Source organism: Paenibacillus sp. NAIST15-1, from assembly GCF_001894745.1.
Classification (GTDB): domain Bacteria; phylum Bacillota; class Bacilli; order Paenibacillales; family Paenibacillaceae; genus Paenibacillus_B; species Paenibacillus_B suaedae.
The window spans coordinates 1-26,267 of sequence record NZ_BBYF01000029.1; the positions used below are offsets into that span (position 1 = coordinate 1).

A 26,267-nucleotide genomic window follows, 5' to 3' on the forward strand; every position below is an offset into this window, starting at 1 on the left:
AAATCATATACACTCTTAGTGTCCAAGTTCATTAAGGGGCTTATGAGCTTTCAGTTATTTATGCAGGCAGATGACTTTTATAAAGAGGTTAAAATCCCGAAAAAAAGAGTGGGGCAGTTTAGAAAACTCTCTGTCCCAACTGAGGGATTAAAATACGTGCAGAGATGGATACTTGATAACGTCTTGTATAATATTCGAGTATCAAAAGCAACTACAGGATTTGTAAGAGGTAAGTCGATTGTAGATAACGCAAGGATACATGTTGGTAAAGAATGCTTAGTTAATATCGATTTAAAGGACTTCTTTCCATCAATAACATACGATGATGTGTTTTATCTGTTTAAGTACTACGGTTATACTAATGAAGTATCATTCATTTTGTCAAAATTATGTACTTATCAGAATGTGTTGCCTCAAGGCGCTCCAACTAGCCCTTACATTTCTAATATTCTAAGTTATAAACTTGATGTTCGTTTTCTTAAGCTATGTGAAAAAATTAGTGCAGATTATACTAGATATGCAGATGACATAACAATTTCAGGTTCTAAATATATTGTTAACTATTTTAATGTTTTTCAAAATATTATTCATAGTGAGGGTTTTCATATCAATCATGGAAAAACACGAATTCAATATTCACATATGCGACAAGAAGTTACTGGTTTAATAGTAAATCAGAAGATAAGCGTACCAGTAGAAACAAAAAAATATCTGCGACAGCAAATATTCTACTGCAAACAATTTGGGGTTAATAGTCATTTGCGAAGATTGAATTTACAAAACTCAAATTTCAAAGAATACTTATTCGGGCTAGCCTTTTTTGTCAAAATGGTAGAGCCAAGGCAAGGAGAATTATTTTTGGAACAATTAAACACAATTCATTGGGATTACTAGTCTTATTTATTATTACTCAAATATTCATATTTAGGAAACTACTGAGACCTTCCCATAACAGTATAGAGGTTTTTATATTATTGGAGGAATACGTTTAATTCGAGCACGAATAAATTTAAGAGTAAATTTTGTTATTGGGCGCAGGAAACATCCTAACAACTATGAGCCGGTTGTCACTGTCTACTCGTCACATGTGGAGTCGGTTGCTTTGCTGATAGGGATAGAAGAGCGGAGTAAGTTCCTTATGTTAGGGGAAGATATCCTTCTTAGAAATTTCATATTGTTCAGGAACTTCTCTTAACATCCGTACTTAGGTTTGACCTAGTTGCACAAAATAGGGAAACGGGTGAATTGATCGCTATTCAATGTAAGTATTACTCGAATAACATGACAGCCAATAAACTCATAGAGATTTTTTACTTAAGGAAAAAGTTAAAGTCAAGAAATGAAAACAAATAGCTGTTAGGGAGATGGCAGAGATGCCGTCTTTTGTTTGTTGTACTGCATATAAGAGCATATGCTTGCTTGCAAACTGATGTACTTAACATAAACATAATCTATAATTTTGGCAGAGGTATGTCGAATAAAGGTAATTCGGAGGGATTCATTTAAACAAAAAGGGCCCCTCAGAACTAAATGCTCAAAATATAATTTTCATCTAAACTAACAAGATGTGCGATTGTCTAAGTTATCTTTCGTTTTACACAAAGAACTCACCGTATCATCATGAAATCATTATCCGATAAATGCTATACAAGATTAAACTTCCCATATTAGGAGGCGGCTGTATAATGCTGCACAAGAACTGTTGCGAAAATTGTTTTCAATCCCAAGGCATTATTAAGTTCATTCAAGACGAACATCTAGAAGGTGACTGTGACTATTGCCAGAGCACAGAAGTAAATGTTTGTCCAATAGAAGATGTGGGATGTTACATTAGAGAATGTATAGGAAAAGCATATGAACATCTCAATGATGGAACAGGTGCTTATTATGATTCTGAAGAAAGTTGCTATTCGACTGCTGGAAAATCAGTTTTTGATATTCTTATCGAAGAAGAAGTAATCTTTGACGATACCCATGTCAATATTATGGTTGCTGAGAAAATGGTTAAGGAAATGATTCGCACTAGCGGACCATCAGATCGGGATATTATGCAAGGTGCACAAGACAATTATAGAGATATCGAAGATCAATGTTTGGTCCTAAAAAATGGACTTTACGGTAGTGAGAGCACCACCGCATATTCAGCTTGGGAACAATTTAAATTCGCCTGCATGCATTTCAATCGATACTTCGATATTGGGGGACCACAATCAGATCGAGGAAGATTACTAAGTCAGCTAGAAATGGTATTCAATACAATGCAAACCACACTCAATCATCAAAACACATTGATCCGAGCAAGATCATTTGAGTTAGAAGATGGAAACACGCTTCGTGATATTAATGCTTATAAGGAAACATCACCTGCGCCAATTAAGTATGCACCAAATAACCGAATGAGCCCTGCAGGAATTTCATACATGTATCTAGCTGATTCATTATCCACATGCCTACAAGAAATTCGTGCAACAATTGGAAGTAAAGTAATTGTCGGCAATTTTAATCCTAAGAAAGATATTAAAGTTCTCGACTTATCAATAAAGCCACAAATCCCCAAATTCAGTATTTTTGACGAGAATTATGATCATGATCTTAATTGGATTGATGAGTTCATCCAGGAGTTTAAATGGGAAATTAGCAAACCCATTTCAGATATAGAAAAAGACTTGGAATACGTTCCAACACAAGTTCTAGCCGAGTACATTCGTCAACTAGGATATCACGGAATAGTTTATGAGAGTAGCTTGGTCAAAGGAACTTACAACTACGTCCTTTTCTTTGGACCAGACCCAGAATTGTTCAATGACACTTACGATTCTTTTGGTTTGTGGTTCAGTCCGGCAAACGAGCTTCCTTATTTCCATAAGGAGCTAGTGTTACGCGAAGTTCATTATTATGAAGTTCTTGACTCCGATGATCAAGGGAATGCAATTGAAATCATAACTGATATTCCAGAGTTAAAGGAAAGGACTTATCATTTTCCAATGATCTCTGATGAGGATTTCAACTGACCTTTTATTAAATTGGATAAAATCTGAATTTCCAAGAACAAGGGTTTGTATGAACTTTCTCCAGAGTAAAGGAGTTTAGAACCTTTGAGGTTGATAAACTTACTTATTGAACTGCCTAGCACCCCTTTGTCTTGGGGATATCATCCCATTTGTTATATATCTGTAAAAAGATAATCGAGCCCTAAATACAACTAAGCTTAACTTTGAGCAAACATCAAATCTACGAACTCATATATGTTTTTGTTGTCACTGTCTACTCGTCACAAGTAGAGTGACGCCCTCTGTTTGTTCGGAAGGACGAGGATGGATGGACTAAACTTAGTCGGAAGAAGCAGGGAAACCTGCTTCTTTTTCTTCAAATACTGAAGGGGATGGAACTTTTCAGAAATAATTATGCATACATGATATCGGCAGCTTCGCTGTTGTGTCTAATAAGTATCTCTGTGCAAGTGTTTATTTTGTAAGCTATGCTGTCCATCCAGATTTCCTCTAAACTGAGCGGCAGTGCTAGGTTCAGCATTTTTTGTATCATGTATAAGCTAGGAGACGGGTAGGGCAGTTTCATAAACAACTTGCACCTTTTACGAAATATAGGCATATGCTCAGGATATAATCAGAAACCAAAAGGAGAACAGTATGTATGTTTCGAGATATGAACAATCCGTGTAATCAATGGGTCAAGAAAAATATCCTGAAACAGCAGTATAACGAATTTTGTATTGTAAGCTAAAGTTTCGAAGATACAGACAGATGTCTACTTACGAGTTCCACGAGTGAAGAGCCCTTTTATCTGAAGAACTCCATGATTCGAAAAGATGTTCGAGAAGACCAGTTTGGAGTTGGCCTCTTACTTTGATTAAGAGTGGTTGATGTATATGGGATGCAGACCCATTTGTGGGTTGACCGTTGATATTTGGAATAGTAACACCTGTGGTGTTTATTCAGGATTTTCAGGGTATGAAAATAGTCATTTTGCTCCAGGACAAACTGCCACACCGACAGACCATAAAACATTTCTACGTGGACGCCGGTTTACGGACGAGAATGGCATGGTAGAGTTTTTAACTATAATTCCTGCGTGGTATCACCTTAGAACGCCTCATATTCACATTAAAATATTTGAAGATTCAAAAGATATCCTTACAACGCAATTATTTTTCCCTCAAGAGTTTACCTATGAAATTGAATCCTTGTCACCATATAATTCAAGGCAACTTAGTCCCTATATTAACGAAAATGAAGTGATCTCGTCGGCAGGGAAGTTTCTGATCTCGCTGGAAGGACTGGTTGATACGAGTAGCGGCAATTCGACCAATTTTATAAGTGGGTTCACTCCAGCGGCTTATGAACAAGTCGCAGTGATTTCCGGTATCGGGCAGCAAATCGAAAGGATGCGGATGTAGATTCGTTCCTCTCGGCTTGTCTGCTCTTTTTTCTCTAATATGTACGTTGGGGGGACTATGATGCTGAATACAAGAGAATAGTTTTGAGAACATTTTTATGTATTATCACATAAATTCAGGAATCAAGAGCCCTTCAACTTCAGGGACGTTCTTTTTTCAATATAGAACCTTTTCAAAAAAGCCGATTTCTTGGACTTGATATGCCGGCCGCCGTAAGGATCATACAGAAGTATCCTCTATGTATATCAAAAATATTAAGTCTCTATATGTTTTTCATATTTTTATTGAAGATAGCCGCATGCTAACATATACAAATGCAGATAGAGAGGGACTGGTATTCAGTTCCCGACTCGTAATTTTTTATCAATTCGATATAGGTGGTCATTAATGTTATCTAAGTCAGCGTTTCCATTACTGCTGTTGAACATGTTTCTCGCTAATCTAAGTATGGGTCTTGTCATTCCGATCGTGCCGGAACTTCTTGAGGAGTTTTCGGCAAGCGGACAGGCCGCAGGATATTTGGTCTCCTGCTTCGGCCTGACCCAGTTTATATTCTCACCCATTGCAGGCAATTTGTCAGATCGATACGGCCGTAAACCAATGATTATTATAGGTTTGGTCTTGTTCGCACTCTCTAACCTGCTTGCAGCATTTGCAAGCGATCTAACTTTATTATTCGCATCGCGATTGATTGGTGGAATAGGCTCAGCAGCCTTAATCCCGTCCATTATTGCGTATATTGCTGACATTACAGCAGATGATCAGCGCAGCAAGTCGATGTCATGGTTGGGTGCGTCGATGACATCTGGATTTATTATTGGACCGGGTGTCGGCGGATTGCTTGCGGAATGGGGAATCAAGATGCCATTCTATGTATCCGCATGTGTAGGAGTGCTGGCAATGGTTTGCAGCTTCTGGGGATTGCCTGAATCGGTGTCGGCGAACATTCGCCAAATGCGTCGGCAAGTGGAGGAAAAGAGGGACAATGTGTTCAGGCAAATCGCGCTTTCGGTTCGGTCGCGCTATTTTGTCAAGTTGCTCATTGTTTTCACGATGACCTTCGGTCTAACGCATTTTGAAGCGATTTTCCCGCTCTTTGTCGTACAGGTGTACGGATTCACGACGAGTCAAATCGCTATTTTGCTTACCGTATGTTCGCTCATCGGCACGTTGAATCAACTGTTGTTGACCGACCGGATTACACGACGTTTCGGGGAAAAACAGATTATTGTTGCCATGTTGTTGTTATCGGCGGTTTCTCTTGTATTCCTATTAATCTCTGGCGATTTCTACTATGTCATGGTAATCACGATGTTATTCTTTACGTTCAATAATATTTTGCGCCCCACGATCAATACGCTGCTGTCTCGAGTAGCCGGGGATGAACAAGGGTTTGTGGCAGGGATGAATAATGCCTATACGAGTCTTGGTACGATATTTGGACCGTTGTTGGCAGGTATTTTGTTTGAAGTCCACTTCGACTTGCCCTATCTGTTTGGCGCATTCGTATTGCTCGTGAGCAGTATCTTCACGGGAAGTCGATTGAAAAATCTAAGTTCTCCTCAACATAGCTGATGTGCTCTCGGTACGATTTGCTTCAAAGCAGTGAAATCATTCGTTTGAAAATGACTCAAAAGATCCCGGTTCTTCATGATCCGAGGGTCTTTTTTTAATTTCCACATGTCACAAAAAATTGGACTCCATAATAGGGCTTGAATCAATCCATTTCCTTATGCGCATGATGCTGAAGATACCTGCTTTCTTTTTTGAACAAATCGATAAAATTCCGAGCCGTGTTGGATAAACGGTGATTTTTTAGCCAAATTAGCCCGAGTGGAGAAGACATCCCAACGGTAGAAGAAATTTTGTACGCATGAATCGAAAAACCTTTATGACGATGAAGCAATGTTTCCGGAACGATCGACGAACAAAAGTCAGTGGAAACTAACTCCATCAACAGCGATATATCGGAACATTCGCCGACAACAAGGGGATGTAGATCATGCCTTGAGTATGCCTCCAAAATGGAATAGTGTACACCTAATCCCTGCGTACTTGGCAATAAGAGCGGTTCGTTAGCCGTGTCCGCAAGCGTTACTTCATGTTCAAACCGTTTCTGTTTCTGCGATGTAATCCAATAAAACGGTTCGGTATACAGGTGAAGTACGGAGAAATCGTCCAATTCAAGCGGTAATCGTATGAATGCTAATTCGACAGCCCGATCCCGGACTAACTGACACAGATGAGCGGACTCATTTTGTTGGATTTTGTACGTTACCTTTGGATAGTGCTTTTGAAATTGATGGAGGATTTCAGGCAAATCAGGAACCGAAAACGTATTTACACCCATCGTCAGTTTGCCGTTCACCCCATTCTCGACCTCATTCACTTCCATTTTAGCCTCTTGCATTAATTGATCCATTTGCAAGGCATAGGAATATAAGGTCTTGCCTGCATCCGTTACTTCCATGTGTTTACCGTTTCTCTCCAACAATATTGCGCCGAGTTCCTCTTCCATTGCTCTCAATTGTTGGCTTAGAGGTGGTTGAGAAATATGAAGTCTTCTCGCTGCGGCTGATATGCTTCTTTCCTCCACAATCGCAATAAAATAGCGAAGCTGTCTGATATCCATCGTTGCATAGACTCCTTTCTCATATATGAAAAACATATATATAACTAATTTATTATATATTTTTCGTTTGATCGCCTTCATGTTAGCATATTTGTAAAGAACGATAAAGGAGACCGAGCGACGTCTCGTCTCTTGCTGCTTGTAATGCTTGTCTTACGGGCTGGTTTGGAAATGGATTATGCGACATGAGGTGATGATTGTGGATTTTGTAAAACGTACCATACAACTGGCTCTTACAAATGTTGAAGAAGGTGGCAGACCCTTTGCTACTGTGATCGTTAGAGATGGAGAAATCATTGCCGAGAGTCCGAATCTTGTGGCGCAAACTAGTGATCCGACAGCTCATGCGGAGATTCTTGCTATCAGAGAAGCATGTAAAAAGCTGCAAACCGAGCATTTGAATGATTGTGACATTTATATTCTTGCAAGTCCGTGCCCAATGTGTTTGGGCGCTCTTTATTATTGCAGTCCTGCAAAAGTGGTTTATATTACAACACGAGAAGATTATGCTCCTTTTTATAAAGATAATCGCAAGTATTTTGAATTGGAAACTTTCTATGATGAATACTCCAAACCTATTGAGCAGCGTAGATTGCCTATGGTTCAGCATAAAGACGAAGATGCGATTAAGGTATATGAGCGCTGGAGCGAATTAAACCATAAATAAGTGCGAACAGTTGCGGCGAAGGAGGAGACGGAAGTGGCGGATAATGCTTACTGGTTAACGAATGTGCGGTTGGAGACCGGCTATCAATATGAGAATGGCACCATAACGGGAACAGAAACCATGCTTTTTCGTGTACAGATTGTAGATGGGAAAATCAGCGAGATCGTTCCCGCAGATCAACCGTTAGAAACAAATATGCCTACACGGGATGCAAATGGACATCTCATGCTCCCATCATTCCGCGATATGCATATCCATCTTGATAAGACATACTACAGTGGCCCATGGAAGGCGCCAACGATTCCACGTAAAGGACTTTTGACAAGGCTGGAGGAAGAACAAGAATTACTCCCGCGCTTGTTGCCTGTTTCCAAGGAAAGGGCAGAGAACTTGCTGGGATTGCTGACCAATGCCGGTTCGACCCGTATTCGTACCCATTGTAATGTCGATCCATATATAGGACTGCGGAATTTGGAAGCCACGCTTCAGGCCGTAGAAACTTACAAAGGAAAAGCTTCGGTTGAAATTGTGGCGTTCCCGCAGCATGGATTATTGCGCAGTGAATCTGTTTCTCTCGTAAGAGAAGCATTGAGAAGCGGTGCTGCTCTCGTTGGCGGCGTTGACCCTGCAACCATCGACGGCAATATCGAGAAGTCGCTGCACACGGTAATGGAACTAGCCGTGGAAGCGGATGCGGGTATTGATCTTCATATCCATGATCCAGGCCATCTTGGCATTTTTACCTTTCAACGATTGGCCGCGTTAACAGAGGAAGCCGGGTGGCAAGGAAGAGTCAACATCAGCCATGCTCTGGCGTTGGCCGATATCTCTCTGGAAGAGGCGAGTCAAGTGGCAGATCTGTTAGCTGAGCAGCGGATTACGATTACATCCACCGTTCCGCTTGGAAGGACAATTCCGATTCCGCTCTTAAGCGAAAAGGGTGTGCAAATCTCCCTCGGTGATGACAGCATCACGGATCACTGGTCTCCTTTTGGCAAAGGAGATAGCCTTGAAAAAGCAGGTACATTAGCGGAACGATTCGGCCTGAAGGACGAACGTTCCCTCGGACAAGCACTGGGGTATATTACAGGCGGCGTAACACCTCTAAATGCGGATGGACAACGCATATGGCCTAATGTCGGAGACGCTGCCGACCTCGTTCTCGTTGATGCAAGTTGTTCAGCCGAAGCGGTTGCACGAAGAGCAAGAAGGGTCACGGTTGTCTTTCAGGGGAATCTAGCGGCTGGAGAACTTTAGCACTTTTATCATAGAACGTAGAAAGGATGAGCTTCTTTGAATACTGCTTATTGGTTAACCAATGTCCTGTTGGAAACGGGATTTCAGCAAGATAACGGTGTGATTACGGGTACCGAAACGGAATGCTATCATCTCTTGATCGAGGATGGGAAAATCGCAAAGATCGTTCCAGCGGTTGAGCCCGTATCGGATGAACTTCCTAAGAAAGATGCGAAACAACGTCTGATGCTGCCTTCATTCATCGAAAAACATTGTCATTTGGATAAAACATTGCTCGGTGATCGATGGCGTGCGGTAACACCTGCAAGCAATATTTTTGAACGGTTTGACATTGAGAAGCAAGTACTTCCTTCTTTGCAAACAACGACGCAAGAACGCGCGGAACAGCTGCTTGATATTTATGTGAAGTCTGGTGTAACGCATGTGCGCACGCATGTCGATGTTTATCCTGAGGTTGGATTGGAGAATTTGGAACAAGTTAAGCGAGCCCTGCAAACATTTGATGGGAAGCTGACCTACGAAATCGTTGCTTTTCCACAGCACGGTTTATTGCGTTCCAAGTCGAAGCAGTTGGTTAAGGAAGCCCTTCGCCAAGGAGCAGGCTTCGTAGGTGGCGTCGATCCAGCCACGGTGGATGGTGATCTCGAAGCTTCCTTGCAGGAAATGGTGGAGCTAGCCGTAGAAGGAAATGCGGGCATTGACCTGCACTTGCATGACGCCGATCATCTTGGTGTGTTTACGATAAAGCGATTGGCCCAGTTAACGAAAGAAGCAGGATTGCAAGGCAAGGTTGCCGTCAGCCATGCCTTTGGGTTGGGGGACATTTCTCAAGCTCAAGCGGAAGTCATGGGAGAGCTTCTGTCGGATGCAGGGGTCTCCATTATTACAAGCGTACCGATAAACCGCAAGTTTCCGCCAGTCGGTCTATTACACCGGAAAGGTGTTACGGTTGCCGTCGGATGCGATAATATTTTTGATGTTTGGTCGCCTTTTGGCAATGGGGATATTTTGGAGCGCGCCGGTCGTTTGGCGGAAATGTACGGATGGTCCGATGAGCGGTCATTAGCCCGGACGCTACAATTTATTACTGATGGCAAGACACCATTAAATGATAATGGCGAAAGAGTATGGCCCCAAGTCGGAGACGATGCAAATATGGTGCTAGTCGAAGCTTCTTGTTCGGCTGAAGCTATCGCAAGAAGTTCGAAACGTGTCGCCACGATGTTCAGAGGCAATATCGTATCAGGCTCGGTTTAATGGGAAATGCCGCGTCGCACGTGCGCGGTCTTCCGACGGTGAGCACGCCACGCTTGTAAGGTAGTTCGATTGAACGAATTGCAAGTGCTGTTCACGGTTGGTACGAATAGATAAATAAAATGTATCGATGCCCAAACCCTTCCTTTGACTGGAAGGGTTTTTCATTATTGAGTGGAATTTTTTATGTAGAGTGAACAATCGGAATGTGAAGGGCGGTAAAATGGCAAATCCATCTTCAAACAAAAAGAAAATTCGTGGTTGGAAGCGTAGAATGAAGCAGATTGAACAATGGAAACAACGACATATTAATTTGGACATAGAACAATTATGCCGTAACAGAAGAGACTATGTAAAGTTGTGGATTGACCCTTTTTACAGGTTTACTAGACGCAATCCTCCGATATGGTATTCTCGTTTCATACTTAAGGCAATGATAGAAGTTTACCAATCTTGGTTCAGGCAGATGAACAGATTAAATGAACCATTTTATCTGAAAATTTGGCTCTATAATCCGAACTTTATTAATTCACAAATTGTTGTCGCTTTTCGTGAATGTTTACATTTTTACGATAATACATTCGACAAAAGCAACGATAAAAAGGCATTTCCCTCACATTTGTATGGGGACATACCTGGTCTTCAAGAATTAAACTGGGAACTTGCTATAGATTCAGATGATTATTGGCTTTCTGACCTAGAAGAGGATATTGGTATGGGGGTTAGGGGCGACAAGGATATTGAAGCTATAAAAAACAAAGCATACAAGTACGAGACTGTAAAGTTAAGTTTCGGTGAGGATACTGTTTATCATGTTAGAGTTGGAGATGTTTGGTTAGGCGAGATTATATAACAAACGATAAAGATTTGCCTCAGAGATAATGCTCTGAGGCTTTTTTGTGTAGATGGGGGCGATTAACAGACGATCTTTATAATTCTCTAAAAATAAGACGACATGATCAAAATTAACATTTGCTTCTTTGATTGAGAAATCAAATTGATATTCATGTTGTAAAGTTGCTGCTTCCTTCGTGAAATATGTCATTTCCACAGGGATATTCCACTTCTCCAGCTCTGTCTTCAACTCAGGCATTTGCTTTTCAAAGGAATTAGTGTTGCCATCTGTCATATAAGTGGGAGGAAATGAGGCTGTGATGTTTCCAATTAACGAAGCCATTGCAACGCTAGTGGATTCTTTCCAGCTTCGATCCTCAAAATAAGCCCAAGCTGTTTGCCTAAATAGAAAGTTGCCCAAGCCGCTATCCGTCTCATCATATTCTTTAAGGTTTAGCAGACCACTAAAAGAAATATAGCCTTTAATCTGTTCGCTCTTCAGAACAGGCTTCATATGGAGTGCCTCCTGTACCGCTGGATTGTTTTGTACATTTGTAAATTCTCCAGCAATTTGAGCGCCTGCAGAATCACCGCCAATAAACACCCTTTGCAAGTCTATCGAATGCTCTTCTGCTTGCGAAGCCACATAACGAACAAGCTCTGTCATTTGTTTGATAGGTGTAGGATGAACAACTTCAGGTGTCCGTTCATAATTCATGTTTACCACTGCGTAGCCGTGGGCAGCGATCATCTCCAGATATTCCAGACAGTCTCGCTTGTCACCTCCTACAAATGCACCACCATGCACCCAGAATAGGATAGGGACATTCTTCTTCCCCTTAGGAAGGATTAAATCAAAGCTATTATTTTTATGTTCGGACGGGTAAATCAAATCCGTTTGGGTTACAACCTTCGCCTTCAATGCTTCATAGTTGCTTTTACGTGGATAAAGCATCGCTTTTTCTGAATGATCAAAGATAGCGCGAGTTAAATAGCTCACAGGCTTAGGGCTAATATTGACCGCCAATAGTGCGACAATGATTATTGATAATACTGAAAATAACAATATGGATATCATTTTTCTTTTGAGCTTCATCGAAGAACTCCTTATGATTAACTATGCTCTTTTAGAAATGCTTCGAGCTTTGCTCTTGCATACTGAGTCGCAATATTTCCTAGATAAGTGTCAAAAGCATGATCAGCACCAGGCAGTAAATACATTTCATGATAAGCTCCTGCGTTTGTCATCGCTTGATCCAATACCTCTACTTGCTCTGCTGGAATGATATGATCGTTCAGTCCCAGGAATGTAATCGTCGGGGGCGTGGTTGAATTGATATACTGGATTGGCGAGACTGCTTGATACCGTTCCGGAAAGTCACTAGGCGAGCCACCAATGTATTGACTCAGTATATTATGCACATAATCCAAGCTCAGGGAATAATCGAATAACCTTGTCAAATCGCTTGGACCATAAAAATTGATTACAGATTTGATAGGCACGACAGTATCCCCGACTGAAGGCGGCAACGAACCACTATTCATGCTATATGCTGCCAGCATGGCAAGATTTCCTCCAGCGGATTGGCCCATAAGACTGATTCGTTCGGGATCGATATTGTAAGTGCTTGCGTTCTCCGCTACCCATCCGATAGCTGCTTTAACGTCACCAACCTCAACCTTCCAGCGCTCGGGAGGCGGCATCCGATATTCCACATCAAACACCGTGTATCCATTCTCATTCAACCACTGATTCCAATGAGGACTCTCGCCACGCCCCCCCTCTACCCATCCGCCACCATGAATTCTTACGATAGCAGGACCTGGCTTATCGGCATTTGCATTCTGAGCTGGCCACACATTCAACAGCAGTTTGGTACCGTCCTTTAGGGTTGCATAAACGATATCATTCATCGAATGATTTGGCAGATCTGTATAGGTACTGCTCTTTCCAAAGTTTTGAACGATGGAGAGAGAGATATTTTCATCCTTTGCCATGCTATATACTCCGTAGAATTGATAGAACATTGCCGAACTAAATAAGCACAGCGTAATCATACACGCAATAGCTGCCAGAAATGTTTTTTTCCAAAATGCAAACACGCCAAAGAGGATAATTATAGCAACTGTAATCAGCATGATTCTGGGATCAATGCTAAACACCATGGCAAGTATACTGAATACATGATAAGCGCTGTGTGGATAAACCGTATAGTATAAGAGAAAGGGCGAAATAAGACAAAGTATGAACGCCACAATAGTCAAAGTCCATTGCAGCTTTCCTTTGGGGCGTAGAGTAGATCGGAAATTCGGTTTGTTTATCATCTCTGGCACTCCTGTCATGTATTTTGCGCAATAGATAAAAGGAAGATATTACATTCTTTCTATCTCTCGTCTCGTGTGTCTGTTACTGTTCGTGTTCACGAGTTATATTTTTGAAGAAATGCTTTTACTTTCGCTCTTGCAATTTGAGTGCCCAAACTACCCGGTTGTGCATCAAATACGTGATCAGAGGCAGGAAGAAAGTAAAACTCATGAGCTGCGCCATGCTGAGACAACTTCTTATCTAAAATTTCAATTTGTTCCTCGGTCACAATACGATCCTTTCTACCTATAAAACTAATGGTAGGCGGTGAATTCTTCTGTATATAGGTAATCGGTGAAAGAATTTGATAACGATCAGGGTATTGAGAAGGTGTGCCTCCAATATACTGCTCCAGCACATTTTCAACATAGCTATAGCTTCGATTGTTGGTATAGAAGACCGCCATATCTGCTGGTCCGTACAAATTAACCACAGCGTTGACAGGAACCTCAGGAACATCAGTTGAAGGTGGCAGCTCTTTGCTTCCCATACTATAAGCAGCCAGCATAACCAGATTGCCCCCTGCTGAATCTCCCATGACATTTATTTTCTTGGGATCAATCTTGTAGGTATCTGCATGCTGCAAAACCCAGCCCAGTGCTGATTTGACGTCCCCCACTTCATCCTTCCATCCTGCTTGAGGCGGCATGCGATATTGCATATCGAACACCGTATAGCCCAGTTCATTCAGCCATTGATTCCAGTAAGGATTGTTATCTTGATCCCCCTCTACCCATCCGCCGCCATGTACTTTCACAACAGCAGGGGCAAGCGTTCCTTCTGGCTGCTGCTTAGCAAGCCAGACACTCAGCTTCAACTCGGTACCATCTGCTGTCTTCCCATATACCACATCTTTTAACGGCTCTGATGATACTTTACCCGCAAAGGAGAAATGAGACCCAATAGAAACGGGAACGTTCTCGCTCTTCGCATAGCTAAGCAGGCTTGTAACGGGATATATGTTTAGAAAGATGAGCAGCAGCACTAATGGTATCAAGATTACTCGTGCAATTAATGCTCTTTTCCAAAACGCTAGAATGAATAAACCGATCATAATCAATGTTGTAATGAGGAGAAACGTCGGCTGTATTAATGCAAAAAAGGCGAGCAGGCTTGTGACATTAAAAAGATTGCTTGGATAAAAGATGTAGTATGCCATCATACTGAACAAAGGGAGCGCTATCCCTGCAACAATGGTCAGCAGCCACTGTATAAAGCCCCTCGGGCGCCAAGATGTGGTTTGCTTTGTCTGTTGTATACTTATAGAATTCTCCATATTCGTTGTCATACAATCACCTTCCTATTCTGTATCATCCTAGTGAATCATCTCATCATAACAGGCAAGCGCCAATTTGATAATGTACATAAGGGCAATAGCCATATGATCCTTTGGGCAGGCTTTTGACGATTTAAGACATGGCTCACCCCTTCCCTTTTGGTAGGATTTAACTCGATAAATGTCGAAGTATGGTGAGAAGATGAACAGGACGGTGTTACTCGAAATGAAAATAGAGAAGGGAGAACACAATGGAAAATCTAAAAAAACTTAAAGAACGAAAAGAGTGTATGCTTTTTCAAACGAGTGAAAATGATTGCCATAATGGATGGATCGGAGGGAACGCACCGGCCTATTTTGATGAACGAGAAGGCATGGTTAATAAGGATATGGAGAGGTATTTTTATTGTTGTATCGTTAACCCTTTTGATGAAACGGAGATGATCTCCATTTTTGCTCCTAAAGATTTTGAAGATCGTATTTCTAAAAATAGATATCCAGATTGTTCATTATTCACAATAAAACACCCTAAAACAGAAGAGAGTAAACTTGATACTTTTGCCGATCCTGATTTAGTAAAGCACTATATTTCGGAAGCCAGTATTGTAAGTGATAAAGCGTCATTTGAAGAACGTTATCTTATTAAATTTGGGGGAATTCCAAGGCATATTCAAGGAGAAAAGTATTACTATACGGAGTTGCATGATGACGGTTTTGATTTCATATTCCAGGTCGATGAGGATGGGTATCCTGATACACTCATAAAGCCTAGAAAAAGTTATCCCTTTGCGTTCGGTGCTATCTATTTATATGCACAAATGTTAGAAGGTTCGATTGAGAACCCCATACAAAGTTATTGGCAATATTCTTAATGTGAAGGGGTGGAAGAATGCGCGCGAATAAGTATTGGAAGTATTTTGAACGAGCGATAAAAGAGTACAAAAAACGAGTAATCTCAGATGAAGAAGTGAAAGAAATACGTGATGCTCGACTGAATGAAATGAAGGACTTAATTGACAAAAACGAACGAAATCGTTTAGCCGATCGCTTAAAAATGGGAATAGGTGTTCACCTTGAAATGAATGCAAAACATAGAATACTAAACGGGGAACCATCAGCATGGATTTTATTAGAGCAGCAACTTTTTTGGTTGATACAAATGATCAAAAGCAATCCAAGTAGAGGAAGTGTATCTGACAGACAAATAGGTGGGCTTATCGGGCTTTCCTTATTGTGGGGTTATGAAGATATTGCAGAGCTAACTTACAAATATGCAACGAATATGTTCACGAAAAATCGAGATTTTTATGCGGAGAATAAGACGCATCATGTTTTTATGACATGCCTATATCACAAATGGAAAACGGGAGAAATGCCTGAATTGTTTGATATTTTACCAGAAGATCATGTCTACCAAAAATTAATGCGCAGTTGGAACGATACAAATCATTTTGGAGAGTGCCTATATGAACTATGTGATTTTCACATCTATAGTCTAAGCGACACGCCACATAAATTAAGTGAAATATTATCGTATGACTGTATTCCTTACGATTATTATTGCATTCAATTCATCAGAGAAAAAGAGGGACTAGCTACCCCTAATATAGAGCATCCGTTGCTTCAAACGCCTCTGGCAGCAATTCCAAAGGATAAACCAGGATACAAAATGGATGAGGATGAGATTTTGCAATTCGTCATTCAAAATGAAAAAGTACATGATTCGCAACGCATCATACGTTAAAGGCATTTCATTGTGGAAATTTTAAAGAGTCTTCAACTGTGGGCAGAAAAGGAGTGAGTGATATGAATGCAATGCTGTTGCTTGTGCAAAGGCTCTCATATGATGTGGAGGAAGAAATTTATTCAGAGGTTTCATTAGCTATAGAAAAGCCAGAAGCCTATTTCGAGAAGTTCAAAGATCGACTGGATGAAAGAGGGATCGATAGCCCGATTGATCAATTGGCATGGATTTCGTTGGTCGACGCACTTCTTGATCATGATTTGGCATTTGAAATCGATTGGAAAGAATCAGGTTTATACCTATGCGATGTTGTTGATGAATTGCTAGATAGAAAGAAAATGGCGTGCATAAGCTGGGAAGACTTTGAGGATGGAGAATTTGATGAGCTGCCAACATCTCAGTATTTAAATGAAATTTCCAAAGGGCTAAGTGAAAAGGGAATCTCGTTGGCATGTTTGGATATGGAAAGTGACTGTTACGTTCTGATCACGGTTCCATCAACTGACATTAATGAAATTAAGGAGTTGGCACAAGAAGCCGGTTATCGAATTCAAGATTCTTTTGAAGTAGAGGATGAAGACGGAACTACGATGAATGGCTTTTGTTCCTGAAAAAGAAAGGAATCATTTCTGAGTAGGAGGAGCGCTGCATGGATTTTTCAATAGTCTCAGATACTGCAGGTACGAGAGTTGGCGATTTAGCAAGTGAATTAAGTAGTGCATTGGAATCTAACATAAACTCAAAATATGGTCATGTTGATGTCTCGATCGGGATAGCCTTTAGATGCTTGCCTGAGTCCTATGGAAGAAGGTCATTTATTAGATACACGAAAAAAGATAACTATCTGACAATCGATATTGCAGTCAAGGTAGAAGAATATGAAAAAATGTATAAAGTAGAGCAACGATATCATTTGGGAAATCTATTTTTAGAGTTCCTAAACACTGCGCTAAAGAAACACAACTTTGAAGGACTTGATAAAGAGATGTTCATAGATGACATTAAAATGTGGGCAAGAGAAATCCCATTGAAAATGGATAATGGGTCAACAAAATTGAACAATTGGTTTAAGGAAGAGATTGATTGGTCTGTAGATCTTGATAAATAAAGATAGTTCAAGTTCCGGAAGATCCAGACGTTGTGAGAGTATCTGCGGATGACTTTAAAAACAACTTGTTGTATGAATGTTCTCAATATGAATAAATACGATCTTTGATTATATTCAAGCATAGGACGTGAGAGGGGGATTATTGTTGGAAAGCAATCTTCTTCATAAAAAAATTCAGAATAAAGTTAAAAGATGGAGCAAAGGGTTCGCAGAAAAGGAACGGCCTTATATGTATGAAGAAAGTTATACGATTATAGAAAAATTTTTGAAAAGCCCTAAAGAAAAGAACGATTTTATTTCCTTAGGCATTGCATGTAATACCCTCTCCACATGGTATTGTGCTGACTTTCTAGAACGCTATCTGAACAACAAGGGTGATTTTTCATATTCACTTAAACAAAGTATGTTATGGGGAACAATCGATCCTCTATTATATGCAGCAGGAAAACAAGGGGATATTAAACCAGTTTGGTTTGTAGATGTATGTTTGTCTGCTTGTAATCTATTAATATTACAAGAAGTAAATAAAGCACGTAAATTGTTGGAATACACTTCGCCCGAGAATATCGATTTTAATGTAGAGAAACCCGAATCAGTTTGCCAGTTTGTGAACAAAATGTTTTCAATATTTTATAAGGATGAAGAAATTTCCTATGAATTCCCCAAACCGCTTAATGACATATATTCTAATTTGTTAAACGATTTGACGGATGAAACAAAGAAAGACATCAATGCTTCTGTGAATCAAGCTTGTGAATTTCATTTAAGTCGAACAAAAATGTACCAGGAATTTGATACGGAAGTCAAAATGCTTTTACCATCAGAAATAGTAGCGCCTCTTTTGCTAAGAAAAAGAATGGGAATGGATGTAAAAGATATTGAACACCCACTTATTAAAGATTTGTTTCCGGTAATTGAGGGGTTAATTGAGGTTGATACAGATCCCGTATTTCTAAAGGTTGTCGAATATATAAAGCAATTTCCTTCAGCGTACAACATCAAAAAGGAAGTGAAAGAATGCGCACTAATAAATATTGGAAGTACTTTGATCGTGCAATGAAAGAGTATAAAAAAAGAGAAATCTCAGACGAAGAAGTGAAAGAATTACGAGATAATAGAATGGATGAAATGAAGGACTTAATTGACAAAAACGAACGAAATCGTTTAGCTGATCGCTTAAAAATGGGAATAGGTGTTCACCTTGAAATGAATGCAAAACATAGAATACTTAATGGGGAACCATCAGGATGGATTTTATTAGAGCAGCAACTATTTTGGTTGATTCAAATGATCAAAAGCAATCCTAGTAGAAGAAGTGTATCGGACAGTCAAATAGGAGGGCTTATCGGGCTATCCTTATTGTGGGGTTATGAAGATATTGCAGAGCTAACTTACAAATATGCAACGAATATGTTCACGAAAGATCGAGATTTTTATGCTGAGAATAATACGCATCATGTTTTTATGACATGCCTATATCACAAATGGAAAACGGGGGACATGCCTGAATTGTTTGATATTTTACTAGAAGATCATGTCTACCAAAAGTTAATGAATAGTTGGAACGATACAAATGATTTTGGAGAGCATCTATATGAACTATGTGATTTTCACATCTATAGTCTAAGCGACACACCAGATAAATCAAGTGAAATATTATCGTTTGACTGTATTCCTTACGATTATTATTGCATTCGATTCATAAGAGAAAAAGAGGGACTAGCTACCCCTAATATAGAGCATCCGTTACTTCAAACGTCTCTGGCCGAGATTCCAAAGGATAAACCAGGGTACAATCTTGATGAGGATGAGATATTGCAATTCGTAATTCAAAATGAAAAAGTGCCTGATTCGCAACGAATGATACGTTAAAGGCATTTCATTGTGAAATTCAAAGAATCAAATTTCTTCAGAAGTTTAATCTAAGACTGTGTTCATGCAGCACGGTCGTCTTTGAGAAGGATGTGAGAGATAAGATGAACTGGGAGCGATATTTGCTGGACGAGAAATCTCCTGTTTCCTATTACGCTCATTTGGGCGTTATGGAGGGGACTAGGAGAGTAGAGAACTTCGATCTTGCTACATTGGAAGAAGATACTCGGATTGTTGACTTATTTACGCCTCTGAAAAAATCCAAGAAGCAATATGTGAATTATGAGTCGCTGGTCGGTAATCAAATGATAGAAGGAATTTACCTCACTGATCTAGATGAGGAGCGATTACGAATATTTTCTACATTGCCGAATTTAAAGTACTTGCAGATTTCCTCTGGAAAAATAGGGGATATACCTAATTTGTCATGTTTACATAGCTTAGAAGTGTTGGTCCTGGCGAATCTGCCCCAAGCAAAAGATTTGGACTTTCTGATAGGGTTACAGAACCTGCAAACCTTATATATCTATGGCATGAATCACTTGTACGATTTAACGGCTCTTGCCACTTTATCGAATGTAAAGGAATTAAGTCTTAATCATGGACGAATGAGTGGGACGGGAAATCCAGTTAAAAGCTTTGAGCCTGTTGGAGAATTAGTGGAATTGGAGTATTTATCATTGATGCTGGCATTAGAGAATAAGAGCCGAGATATTATGCCTATTTTAAAATTGAAAAATATAAGGAAACTTCATCTTTTGCCGCGACACGCCAAGGGAATGAAGGAAACAATTACAGCCAGTTTTCCAAATTTGCTGAACAAACAAGACTTTGAATAGGAAAAGAACAGAAGTGAGGAACTGATGTTCATGAGTGATATATATACAACATGCAAGTAAATTTGAGATTAAAGGAGTAATTATGAAGATAATAGAGGTTATTAAAAAAATTGAACAGGATAGTAATTGCAGACTTGTGAAGCGGACAACAGATTTCACAAATGAATTCGCTCTTCCAGAAGATTTGAATTATTTCTTTAGCCATTATGACTCCTTGCAAATGTTTTCAGATAAGCCTTATGGAATAAAAATAGTATCTTCAAATGAGTTTATTCCAACTAGTAAGAGGCTTTACCCAGAGGATGATGTTATTTGGGAGGAACTCGAAGGAGATATTAGTAATGAGTGGTATCTTATTGCTGAATCTGAACAAGTAAACCAATACATTAGTATTGACTTGGGTAAGTCTCATTTAGGTTATTGCTATGATAGTTTTTTGGAAACCCATGCAACACCAGGGGATAGTCAGATTATTGCTAAAAGCTTTACGGAACTGTTAGAGCATTTATACGCTAGTAAAGGTGAAAATTGGTTTTGGTTGGCTGACAATTTCGAGTCGTATGGAGATGCTTATGATGGCAGGTAACTGTAAAAACATCAACAATAAATTCCGCAAAAAACGAGCCTTTAGAATCGCTTCTAAGGCTCGTTTCGCGTTTCGGCTTCCATTTTACGGTAGGGATGGATTCCGTTCATATAAAGCAAAAATAAAATGGAGGAATAATTTAATATTATTTATAAAATAAGAGGAAATATCCTTCCTCGAATGTGAGTTGTCTGTTATGATCAATTTAACGATTTATAAGAGGAATACCCCATAACTATTGTTGGAGGTGATGCTTGTAAAAAAATCGGCATAAAAATAGATTTGTAGATGAGATTAGTTGTACATAAGATGGGGTGCTTGGGAAGCTGTTTTTTCATGACTATATGGGGAGGATTGAAGATGAGATTTAAGAATACGCTGTCTTTCATCTTATGTTTTGCTCTCATTTTTTCAGGGACGATGTTGACTGTGTTGGCCGATGAAGCCATCACGGCGAAAGCTGCAAATGGCAACACCATCAGCATTACAGGCGTGAATCGAGCCATCGGAGCTTCAGATGAAATGATTCTGTTTACCCGAGAAAATAGTAGTAAGCTCACAGATTCGAACCCTTATGCAGCTGCTGCAGTCGTGGACTACCATGAAGGCACTTACAGCGTTACGGACGTCACTTATCGTGAAGGTGCTGTACAAATACCGACGAATGGTTTTGTACTGTTTGGCCACGGATCGAGTGAACAGTGGATTAAAGACAATATGAGTCCGGGAGACCCGGTTGAGATTGTTGGCTACACGCTGCCTGCATCGGTAGTCGGAGGTCCGCAGCTCATCACAGAGCAGGGCACTATACCAATCGACGTTGTAGATCAGGATCAACCGGCGAACACCATCGCCGTCTATACACGTCATTTTGGTGAGATGACAAAACCATTCTCTGAAGATACCGTTCAATATATCATCACCAATGATGTGTCGGTCGTGAAAAGCACATATGGTGTTCATGGTCAGAGCGGCACCTACATTCCCGCGAACGGTTATGTCATTTCGGCATCTGGCAACGCTGCGTCATCCTTCAATTTGGAGGTGGGGCAGTCCGTAAAAGCGATGAACGTAGATATTCCTATTCTGCCTAGCAAATATTTGAAAGTGAATGGTATTGCGGTAGGCATTGATAAAATAAATGGACCGCGTGGAGCGGGAGAAGTAGTGTTGTACCAGCCTACTTATGGCGCAACCACCAATCAGAATGCTTGGGGAATGGAGCTTACAGTTGTTGGCAATAAGGTGACCAACGTCGTGGCGATTGCATACGATCCCAACACAGGGGCTTATCTTGATAACAACTCTTCTATCCCATCGGATGGATATGTACTGTCGATTCAATCGACAAGTCCATTCTATAACCAACTAGCGGGTCAAGTGCGTATCGGCGCAGAGGTTGAGCTTGTGACAGATAGTTTAATATACCAAGCGGCTAGAACTTCGTTTGATGCATTTAATCCGAAAGTAAAAGAAGATAATCCCGGAGGCTGGGACAATGTTGGCAATGTGCCTTATCCAGGATTTCGTGGATCGAATCAGTTGATCGTCTATGATCGTAATTATGGCACGGAGACTGGCACGAACCCATGGGGCAATGAAGTGATTGTTAATGCGGACGGATATGTGACGAACAATGGCGGGAACAACAGTAAAATTCCTGAAGGCGGCTACGTATTATCCGGTCATGGGGTTAAAAACACATGGTTAAAGAACAATGCACTGGTCGGAGCCAAATTGAGTCTGGATTTTGCTAAAAAACAAGTATTGGTTATTTTTACGCCGGAATCTTACTTAGATAAAGCATCGGTAAGTATCGATAGCGCAGAGAAGGCGCTCCAGTTATCTAAGAATCAATTTATGGATGTTCCTTATGCCGATATTGAACAGAAGATTGTAGAAGCGAAGGGCGTTTATGAGTTGGTCAAACAGCGCTTAAATGAAAGCGGTACCAACGGGTTGGTGGATCTACTGCATGACTTGGATCAGAAAGTTACGGAAGCAAGTTACATGAATTTTGAATCTCCGAAAGTACAGACTCGAGGTCTCTGGATGAGGCCGAAGGAAAAGAACTTGGAGCAGGTTCGAGATCATGTGAAGAAAATCAAAGAGACCGGTATCAATGCCATCTATCTAGAAACGTGGTGGAATGGATATACCACTTGGCCAACGTCTTTGCCAGATACCGAATTAAATCCTTTGTATGAAGGCTTTGATGTACTTGGAGCATTTATTGAGGAAGGCAAAAAACAGGGGATTGAAATTCATGCCTGGGTGGAGAACTTCTTTGTCGGCGGGCCGGTTGTGGTGAATCATCCCGATTGGCTTATGAAAAGCAGAAAAGGTATTGATTATGAAGAAGGCATTCACAATGCCAAGTGGTATTGGCTTAATCCAGCACTCCCGCAAGCTAGAGATTTCGTTGCTTCTGTATACGATGAACTCGTCACGAAATATGACATAGCTTCACTGCATTTGGATTATGCGAGGTATCCAGGGTCCGGAGATTACACGAATGATTTTGGTTACGACACGTATACCCGCGATTTGTTCAGCGAGAAATACGGTGTTGATCCGCTTGACCTTCATCCAGGAGATCGTTACTGGGATGAGTGGCTGCAATTCCGTGCGGACATGATCAATACCTGGGTCGTTCGGGTAGTTAACGAGGCGCATCAAATCAAACCAAACCTACAAATTACAACTGCGGTATGGCCGAACTATGAGGAAGCGCCGAAATCGCACGCACAAGAAGCGAAATACTGGTTGGATCATAATTTGATCGATCACTTGTTCCATATGTCTTATGCACCAGGTTCGGAATTAACGGTAACGGACTTGAGAAACTCGATGGCATTAGCGGGAGACAATGCATTCGTCTCATCGGGTCTGGACACATTCCAAGGCAATCCTACATCGGCTGTTGTGGATCAAATTACCGAAGCGACAAAGAATGATGGAGCTGGAGCCGCATTATTTGAATACGAAGGACTATTTAATTATAAGTATGACAAGGTGCTGAAGATTGGGTTGTATCGTAATAAAGCAATTTTGCCTCAATATGATACGACCAAGCCTCTAGCGACCGTGATGGAAGAAGTGATCCGTAAAATCAATGAGATTTACGTTCCTTTCCAAGGGATGAGCCGTAAGGACGGCGGGAAACTAATACAGAAACTTGAATCCGCTGTAAAAGATCTACATGTGAATCCCACTATGACAGATGAGACTGCAAGTGACGTGAAACAGAAGATCGACAGCATAAGCAAGCTTCTAGCAAGCAGCTCGATTCATAAAGAAGTAAAGAATCGAATGAAGCATGATTTGGACTACGGAAGTAGAATGATAGACATCTATTTCTCCAAAACAGCGAAAACGCAATTAAGTAAATTAACGGTGAGCTCGGGGAAGAAGGTAATGAAGGTAACGCCTTCCTTCACACCATCGACGTATGATTACAAGGTAAAGGTCGGGCATTCAGTTACGGAGCTCAATATTACGGCGAGTACAAGGAATCAGAATTCAGTTATTTCCGTGGGTGGCAAGCATATTGAAAATGATGCGGTCATTCCCGTACAACTTCAAGTGGGTTCGAATCTGGTTACGTTACAAGTGATGTCCGAAGATGGACGAATGAAAAACTACACGGTGACGATTCAGCGCGCTGGTAATGATAAAGGGAACTACGAAGAATAACGACAAAGTTGAAACTGCAATATGTAGGCTTCATCAATTTCTAATGAATTCACGGGGTGTCGCAGATCGATTTTGGCACCCCGAATTTTTTAGTTTTTGTAAAACCGAGTGCTATATCAGCATGTGAAGAATATAATCTCCAATTATTCTAAAAATAGTGGAGAATTTATTTAATGCGTGCTACAATGAACATGCAAGAAGGGAAAAGGTGGCAGGAACGACTCTTATTCCGAAACAACTCATGGATTGGAGCAATTACAGATATAGCGTAGAATAATAAGGCTTTTTTGTAAGCGCTACCGTTTTCGGACTTATAGTCATTTCTTCTCCTAGCTTTGAGAGAGAGTTTATAAAGAAGAGAGGGTGTTGTGGCATGAGTTTCAAAGGTAGAAAGTTGATTTCATTACTATTGGCATCAATGATGATGGTGGGGTTATTGGCGGCTTGCGGTTCGGATTCATCGAGCAACAAGGGGGCTGCTTCAAGTGGAAACAACGATAGCGAGAAGCCCGCGGAACAAGTCACGGTAGAATTCTGGACAATCTCATTGCAGCCGACCTTCAATGATTACTTCAACAAATTGATTGCGGATTATGAAGCGAAGAATCCGAATGTCAAGATAGATTGGAAGGACTACCCTTACGATGCTGTACTGAACAAGCTCATGACGAATATTGCTGGCGGTAATGCGCCAGATGTGGTGAACCTTAATACGGAGCTGGCCAATCAGATGGGAACCAAGGATGCATTGGTTGACTTCAACCAAGAGCTGACAGCGGACCAGAAGGCAGCTTATTTCCAAGGAATCTACTCCTCAACAGAAATGAACGGCAAAGCGTTCGCACTCCCTTGGTACACTGGATTGCCTGTCCTATTCATGAATAAGGATCTGGTGGTGAAAGCTGGACTGAATCCGGACAATCCGCCGAAGACAAAACAGGAATTGAACGAATGGGGCCGCCAGATTAAAGAGAAAACCGGCGCTTACGGCTACATATTCACGATGGAAGCACGGACTCTGTTAGAAGAGAACCTGCCGTTCCTGACTGAGGATTATAAGAAGGCAGCTTTTAATACACCGGAAGTGGAAGCGTATGTCAATGAGAATGTACAACTGTTAAAAGACGGCGTCATTCCAAAAGACATTATCAACTACGATAAACAAGTGCAATACTTCGCGAGTGAGCAAGTAGCCATGTCTTTATCCAGCTCGCCGTTTATTAACAAGATCAAGACAGCCGCGCCTGATGTATACAACAAAATGCTTGCCGTTCCAAGTCCGGTTGGCAAAGCGGGCATCCGCTATTCCAACACGATGAACATCGTCGTGCCTTCGGCAACATCCCATAAGAAAGAAGCGGTTGACTTCGCTGTATTCGTCACGAATGCGGCCAATCAGGTGGAATTCTCCAAGATCGCTAATACATTGCCTTCCACGGTAGAGAGTGCCAAAGATCCATTCTTCTCGGAGAATGACGGAACTCTAGAAGGGGTCGCTAAGACCGTATCTGCAGTCAGCCTTGATAAAGCCGAGGATTTCTACATCGGCGTTGAGAGTGCTAAAGACGTTAATCAGACCATCACCAAAGCATTGCAGGAAATTTATTTGAACGGTGCTGACGTGAAGAAGACATTGACTACGGCTGAGAGCGATGTTAACAAAATCTTGGGCAACTAAATACTTCAAATTGGGCAGGCTTGTCCTGCCCGATTCTTATAGATA

General features: G+C 40.8%; 23 protein-coding genes. 19 read left to right on the forward strand and 4 right to left on the reverse strand.

The features are described from left to right. The 5 genes from PBN151_RS29490 to PBN151_RS29510 all read left to right on the forward strand — a co-directional run. A partial coding sequence (locus tag PBN151_RS29490; RefSeq protein ID WP_072732152.1) for a retron St85 family RNA-directed DNA polymerase occupies positions 1-894 on the forward strand: 894 nt, incomplete at its 5' end. Positions 895-1,173: 279 nt separating this feature from the next. Further along, positions 1,174-1,353 (forward strand): restriction endonuclease, encoded by a 180-nt coding sequence (locus tag PBN151_RS32615; protein WP_083545390.1) that lies wholly within the window; start codon positions 1,174-1,176, stop codon positions 1,351-1,353. A 332-nt stretch (positions 1,354-1,685) separates the two neighbouring features. After that, positions 1,686-3,011, forward strand: coding sequence for an RES family NAD+ phosphorylase (locus PBN151_RS29500; protein WP_072732153.1), 1,326 nt, complete (start codon positions 1,686-1,688; stop codon positions 3,009-3,011). A gap of 875 nt (positions 3,012-3,886) precedes the next feature. Then, complete coding sequence (locus PBN151_RS29505) at positions 3,887-4,414, forward strand: dioxygenase family protein (RefSeq protein ID WP_072732154.1); 528 nt, start codon at positions 3,887-3,889, stop codon at positions 4,412-4,414. Between the two features lie 366 nt (positions 4,415-4,780). Beyond that, entirely contained in the window at positions 4,781-5,989 is a 1,209-nt protein-coding gene (locus PBN151_RS29510; RefSeq protein ID WP_370510463.1) for an MFS transporter, read from the forward strand. A 142-nt stretch (positions 5,990-6,131) separates the two neighbouring features. Here the strand turns inward: PBN151_RS29510 and PBN151_RS29515 are convergent, their stop codons facing one another. Then, the gene (locus PBN151_RS29515) at positions 6,132-7,046 is read right to left on the reverse strand and encodes a LysR family transcriptional regulator (protein WP_072732156.1); all 915 of its coding nucleotides are present in this window, start codon (positions 7,044-7,046) and stop codon (positions 6,132-6,134) included. Between the two features lie 193 nt (positions 7,047-7,239). Here PBN151_RS29515 and PBN151_RS29520 point away from each other — a divergent pair, with 193 nt between their 5' ends. The 4 genes from PBN151_RS29520 (at position 7,240) to PBN151_RS29535 (ending at position 11,077) form a co-directional block, all read left to right on the forward strand. Next, positions 7,240-7,713, forward strand: coding sequence for a nucleoside deaminase (locus tag PBN151_RS29520; RefSeq protein ID WP_227775217.1), 474 nt, complete (start codon positions 7,240-7,242; stop codon positions 7,711-7,713). A gap of 33 nt (positions 7,714-7,746) precedes the next feature. Then, a complete protein-coding gene (locus tag PBN151_RS29525; RefSeq protein WP_072732157.1) occupies positions 7,747-8,970 on the forward strand; it encodes an amidohydrolase family protein in 1,224 nt (407 codons plus the stop codon). A gap of 36 nt (positions 8,971-9,006) precedes the next feature. Then, positions 9,007-10,227 carry an amidohydrolase gene (locus PBN151_RS29530; protein WP_072732158.1) on the forward strand — a complete coding sequence of 407 codons (1,221 nt, stop codon included), beginning with the start codon at positions 9,007-9,009 and terminating at the stop codon, positions 10,225-10,227. Between the two features lie 220 nt (positions 10,228-10,447). Further along, complete coding sequence (locus PBN151_RS29535; protein WP_072732159.1) at positions 10,448-11,077, forward strand: hypothetical protein; 630 nt, start codon at positions 10,448-10,450, stop codon at positions 11,075-11,077. Here the strand turns inward: PBN151_RS29535 and PBN151_RS29540 are convergent. The 3 genes from PBN151_RS29540 to PBN151_RS29550 all read right to left on the reverse strand — a co-directional run bounded on the left by PBN151_RS29540 (position 11,060) and on the right by PBN151_RS29550 (position 14,711). Continuing rightward, a complete protein-coding gene (locus PBN151_RS29540; RefSeq protein WP_072732160.1) occupies positions 11,060-12,154 on the reverse strand; it encodes an alpha/beta hydrolase in 1,095 nt (364 codons plus the stop codon). The genes PBN151_RS29535 and PBN151_RS29540 overlap by 18 nt on opposite strands. Positions 12,155-12,171: 17 nt before the next feature. After that, complete coding sequence (locus PBN151_RS29545; protein WP_227775218.1) at positions 12,172-13,056, reverse strand: alpha/beta hydrolase; 885 nt, start codon at positions 13,054-13,056, stop codon at positions 12,172-12,174. 422 nt (positions 13,057-13,478) lie between these two features. Next, positions 13,479-14,711, reverse strand: a complete 1,233-nt coding sequence (locus tag PBN151_RS29550) for an alpha/beta hydrolase (RefSeq protein WP_227775220.1) — start codon at positions 14,709-14,711, stop codon at positions 13,479-13,481. A gap of 239 nt (positions 14,712-14,950) precedes the next feature. Here PBN151_RS29550 and PBN151_RS29555 point away from each other — a divergent pair, with 239 nt between their 5' ends. The 10 genes from PBN151_RS29555 (at position 14,951) to PBN151_RS29600 (ending at position 26,222) form a co-directional block, all read left to right on the forward strand. Then, positions 14,951-15,571 carry a hypothetical protein gene (locus PBN151_RS29555; RefSeq protein WP_072732162.1) on the forward strand — a complete coding sequence of 207 codons (621 nt, stop codon included), beginning with the start codon at positions 14,951-14,953 and terminating at the stop codon, positions 15,569-15,571. Positions 15,572-15,588: 17 nt separating this feature from the next. After that, the gene (locus PBN151_RS29560; RefSeq protein ID WP_072732163.1) at positions 15,589-16,443 is read left to right on the forward strand and encodes a hypothetical protein; all 855 of its coding nucleotides are present in this window, start codon (positions 15,589-15,591) and stop codon (positions 16,441-16,443) included. Between the two features lie 62 nt (positions 16,444-16,505). Further along, complete coding sequence (locus tag PBN151_RS29565) at positions 16,506-17,054, forward strand: DUF6630 family protein (RefSeq protein WP_072732164.1); 549 nt, start codon at positions 16,506-16,508, stop codon at positions 17,052-17,054. A gap of 38 nt (positions 17,055-17,092) precedes the next feature. Next, complete coding sequence (locus PBN151_RS29570) at positions 17,093-17,551, forward strand: hypothetical protein (protein ID WP_072732165.1); 459 nt, start codon at positions 17,093-17,095, stop codon at positions 17,549-17,551. 145 nt (positions 17,552-17,696) lie between these two features. Then, positions 17,697-18,611 (forward strand): hypothetical protein, encoded by a 915-nt coding sequence (locus PBN151_RS29575; protein WP_072732166.1) that lies wholly within the window; start codon positions 17,697-17,699, stop codon positions 18,609-18,611. Then, the gene (locus PBN151_RS29580) at positions 18,569-19,423 is read left to right on the forward strand and encodes a hypothetical protein (protein ID WP_072732167.1); all 855 of its coding nucleotides are present in this window, start codon (positions 18,569-18,571) and stop codon (positions 19,421-19,423) included. Before PBN151_RS29575 ends, PBN151_RS29580 begins: the two co-directional genes overlap by 43 nt. 104 nt (positions 19,424-19,527) lie before the next feature. Continuing rightward, positions 19,528-20,262, forward strand: a complete 735-nt coding sequence (locus PBN151_RS29585; protein WP_072732168.1) for a leucine-rich repeat domain-containing protein — start codon at positions 19,528-19,530, stop codon at positions 20,260-20,262. A 34-nt stretch (positions 20,263-20,296) separates the two neighbouring features. After that, positions 20,297-20,848 (forward strand): SMI1/KNR4 family protein, encoded by a 552-nt coding sequence (locus PBN151_RS29590; protein ID WP_227775221.1) that lies wholly within the window; start codon positions 20,297-20,299, stop codon positions 20,846-20,848. Positions 20,849-21,208: 360 nt separating this feature from the next. Beyond that, a complete protein-coding gene (locus PBN151_RS29595) occupies positions 21,209-24,544 on the forward strand; it encodes a family 10 glycosylhydrolase (protein WP_072732170.1) in 3,336 nt (1,111 codons plus the stop codon). A 373-nt stretch (positions 24,545-24,917) separates the two neighbouring features. Next, complete coding sequence (locus PBN151_RS29600) at positions 24,918-26,222, forward strand: ABC transporter substrate-binding protein (RefSeq protein ID WP_072732171.1); 1,305 nt, start codon at positions 24,918-24,920, stop codon at positions 26,220-26,222. Positions 26,223-26,267 lie beyond the last annotated feature (45 nt).